A 4,493-nucleotide genomic window follows, 5' to 3' on the forward strand; every position below is an offset into this window, starting at 1 on the left:
CCGACGATGAAAAAATCTCATACATATTTAACCAGGTGAAGAATAACATGAACTGGAATAAAATGTACGGCTTTTTTGCGGATGAGGGTACGGTGAACGCATGGGAAAAAAAAGCTGGCAATGCAGCTGATATCAACCTGATCTTATACAACCTGCTGGTGAAAACAGGCATCAAAGCATACCCTGTACTAATGAGTACCAAAAACAACGGAAGATTAAACCCGGCCAACCCCAATATTTTTATATTTAATAACCTTGTTGTGTATGTGCCACTGGATAATGATAAATATTATGTGCTGGATGCAACAAATAAATTCAATTTGTTTAATACGGTGCCAATTGAGGAATTGAACTCTTTTGGACTGAAAATCGATGCGGATAATAAAGAATATAAAATTGTGTCGATGGAGAATGATGAACCTTCCATACAATCCGTTTTTTTGAATGCAGAAATAACACCTGATGGAAAAATGAATGGTTCGGCCGAAATAACGAGTTCCAGCTATAACAAAATAAATGCTGTTGAACGGTACAAGACCGACGGTGAAGAAAAGTTCATCAAATACCTTTGTAATGGTGATAACAGCATAAAGGTATCGTCCATCAAATTGGATAACATGGAAATAGACTCGCTGCCATTAACCCAGAAGGTAGAGTTTAAGACTGATTTGGCCGGGTCGGATGAGAATTACATCTATGTTAATCCAAATCTTTTCACCTCATTAAGTAAAAATCCATTTTTAAAGGAAAACCGCTTTACTGATATTGACTTTGGTTACCTTAACAATTACTCCATTAACCAAATGTTTAAGGTTCCGGCAGGTTATAAAATTGATGCATTGCCAAAAAATATAAGTATGTCCATGCCCGACACCAGCATTATTTTCCGGCGCAAATTTGTTGAGCAGGAAGGTACGATTGTAACCAGAATTTTGATCCAGTTTAAAAAGACGGTGTTTTTTGGCGAAGATTATCCCGGGCTTTTTGATTTTTATAAAAAAATGTACGAGATGATGAACGAACAGGTGGTTTTAAAAAAGCTATAACCGAAAACCTATTTTTCAGCCTGGGAAAAATTAATTTTATATCAAATTTATTTTTACTACTATTATAGCTGATTAAACCTGAATCAATGTATAAACCTGTTGCAATTTTATTTTTGAGCTTTTGCGGTTTTATAGCGAAGGCCCAAACCCCTGTACCGCTGGAGCAGCCCTATGGGAAAGTGTCTGTTGAAGACCTGCAGATGACTGCCTGTGATTTTGAAAAAGATGCCAATGCCGAAGTTCTTTTTAATTTCGGGAAGATACTCTATAGCGACGACCTGAAGTCTATTACGCTGGAAGTGCATAAACGCATCAAAATATTCAACAGCAATGGAAATAACCAGGCTGATATCAGGATTCCCTTTTTCAGCGAAGACCGCCTTGAAAATATTACCGGTGTTGAGGCCCAGACTATTAACCTGGTAGACGGCAAACCACAGGTAACAAAACTTGAAAAGAAAGCAATTGTTACCACCATCCTCGACAAAGAAAACAGTGAAGTTACCTTCGCGATGCCCAATGTAAAGCCCGGCTGTATTATTGAGTATAAGTATAAATGGACTGGGCGGTACAATGGCTCCATCCCAGACTGGGACTTCCAGGCAAGCGTACCGGTAAAATACAGCGAACTGGATACCTCAATACCCGATGTGTTCTATTTCAGGCCGCTGCTCCGTGTAAATATGCCGCTGGCCAAACATGACAGGACTATCCAGGCACAGGTATTAAAAGTAGCAACCCATACGTTTACTATTTCAGATAATGGCGCAACCGGCGACCAGCAGTCCGAAACCTATAATTATAATGCCAATAACGAGGTATGGGGAATGGCCAATGTGCCTTCGCTGCGCGATGATGCCTATATGTCGTCATTTGAGGATAATGTACAGCGCCTGAGTCTTGACCTGGCGAGCATAAAACCTATAGGCGGTATCAGTTCTGATTTCTCCGATACCTGGGCAAAAATTGGTTATAACCTCACAAAAAGCACGGTTTTTGGCGATCAGCTAAACCCTACCCTAAGTAACCAGGATGCGATCACCGCAAAGGCGGTACTGCTGGGCTCTAAAGACGAAAAGATAGCGTTCGTTTTTAACGCCGTAAAAAATGCGATGAAATGGAACGGAATGGACCGTTGGTACACCATTGACGGTACGCGGAAGGCATGGGAAAATAAGGCTGGCAATTCTACCGAGGTAAACCTTGTGCTGTACGCCATCCTTAAAGAGTTAAAAATTGAAGCTTACCCTATGGTGGTTAGCACCCGTCGCAATGGCCGGCCCGATCCGTGGCGTACTTCACTGTCGCAGTTTAACCGTACCGTAGTATATGTGCCCGTGAGCGCTGATAAAAGCTATATACTGGATGCTACCGGAAAATATAACCTGTACAGCGAGCCTCCAGCCGATCTGCTCAATACCTTTGGCCTTTGGGTAGATAAATCAAATAAGACCTTTGATACAGTAAGCATCAAAAAAGAACTACCCGTGCGGCAGGTGGTATTGATCAACGCCGAAATTAAACCGGGCGGCAAAGTAGAAGGGACGGCCCAGATCAGCAGCATGAGTTATGACCGGATAAATGCTGTAAAACGGTATCAAACCGACGGCGAACAAAAATATATCGACTATTTGCGCGATGGTGATAATACGCTGAAAATATCAGGTATTAAATTTGAAAATATGGAAGTGGATACGCTGCCGCTTACCCAGAATATCAATTTTAATGTTGACCTCCCCGGAACTGATGAAAATTACATATACGTAAATACCAACATGTTCACCTCGCTGAAAAGCAACCCGTTTTTGGTCGATAGCCGCCTCAGTGATATCTATTTCGGCTACCTGCGCAGCTATTCCATCAACAGTGTTTATAAACTGCCTGCAGGTTACAAAGTTGATGCCTTACCAAAAAGTGCGAGTATGGTAATGCCCGATAAAAGCATCTCGTTTAAACGGATCATTGCTGCGCAGGATGGATCAGTGCTGGTACACTATGTGATCGATATCCGCAAAGCGGCATTCAACGTAAGCGAATACCCTGGCATACATGATTTTTACAAAAAAATGTTTGATATGCTGAATGAACAGGTAGTGTTAAAAAAGGGCGGTTAACAATTATTATTAATAATTGTTTTAAATAGATTTCCTGCCACATTTATTTTGTATTATTCATTATATTAGTAACGTTAAACCTTTTTATAATGAATTAACTTATCACTTGTTTTGTTCAGTCACCTCTTTTTATTTGCCGACACAGATCGATCTGACAAGCATTCCGGCAGGGAACCGGATTGCAGATGTTAGCTTTTATTCCCGCTGTTCCCGGTTAGTCTAAAACGCTTTTTTTATATCGCCTTAATTAATTAAACCTGAAATATAATGACCAAATTCTTCAACCTCCTTATCTTAAGCCTCCTTTGTGTATTGATAAAAACGCAGGCTCAACCCGCAATACCCGGAACGCAACCTTATGGTACAGTTGATAAAGCTGACATGGAACTAACCTCCTGTGATTTTGAAAGGGATGCCAACGCCGAAATGCTTTTTGAAAAAGGGGACTTGTATTTTACTGGTGATTTAACCTCGATTACGGAAGAAATACACAAGCGCATAAAAATTTTTAACGATAACGGAAAAGACGAGGCAAATATTAAAATTCCTTATTACAGTGCCGACCGGCTTGAATTTATAACCGGGATACAGGCGGAGACCATCAACCTGGTTGACGGAAAAATGGAGATCACCAAACTTGACAAAAAACTGATATACACCAAGGTATTAGATAAGGAAACGAGTGAAATATCATTTACAATGCCCAATGTAAAACCAGGATCTATAATTGAATATAAATATAACTGGAACACTACTTTTTTTGTTGATTTTCCGGATTGGTATTTCCAGGGAAAAATACCTGTTAGGTATAATGAGTTGAGCACGTCAATCCCAGATGTGTTTTATTTCAGGCGGATACCGCACCTGCACGAGCCATATGTAAAAATAAAATCATCAACAGATGCCCGTAGCCTGATGGACGATGGACAAAGTTACCAGTACGTCCTTAATAATGAAACCAAAGCAGTGGCTAATGTTCATTCATTAAGTGATGAGCCGTTTATGTCGTCGTTTAAAGATAATGTTGAATCTTTTCGATACCAATTGGTTTCCATAAGGCCAATAGGCGGGTTTCAAAAGAATTTCTCAGAGACCTGGGCAAAGGTGGGCGGACACCTGATCGACAGCGAAGATTTTGGGGGACAGCTAAACCGGAAACTGGATGGCGAAGACGTAATCATTGCAAAGGCTAAAACCTTTAAAACCGATGAGGAAAAAATTGCCTATGTTTTTAATGAAGTAAAAAACACCATGAAGTGGAATGAACGGGATAGCTGGGGCACAGATGATGGTACCTCCCGGTCGTGGACAAACAAAACAGGAAATTCAACAG

General features: G+C 40.6%; 3 protein-coding genes. All 3 read left to right on the plus strand.

The features are described 5' to 3' along the window. Positions 1-1,046: hypothetical protein (locus QZY09_RS09660; RefSeq protein ID WP_295671719.1), on the plus strand; the 1,046-nt coding region annotated here is incomplete at its 5' end. Positions 1,047-1,132: 86 nt separating this feature from the next. Beyond that, positions 1,133-3,160, plus strand: a complete 2,028-nt coding sequence (locus QZY09_RS09665; RefSeq protein WP_295671722.1) for a DUF3857 domain-containing protein — start codon at positions 1,133-1,135, stop codon at positions 3,158-3,160. A gap of 267 nt (positions 3,161-3,427) precedes the next feature. After that, the coding region (locus QZY09_RS09670; RefSeq protein WP_295671725.1) for a DUF3857 domain-containing protein at positions 3,428-4,493 on the plus strand (1,066 nt) is incomplete at its 3' end.

Source organism: uncultured Mucilaginibacter sp. (assembly GCF_903913935.1).
GTDB lineage: Bacteria > Bacteroidota > Bacteroidia > Sphingobacteriales > Sphingobacteriaceae > Mucilaginibacter.

What these genes read in the sequence shown, in the direction of transcription:
- QZY09_RS09665 (WP_295671722.1), top strand. Translation starts at nt 1,133, where the DNA reads ATGTATAAACCTGTTGCAATTTTATTTTTGAGCTTTTGCGGTTTTATA.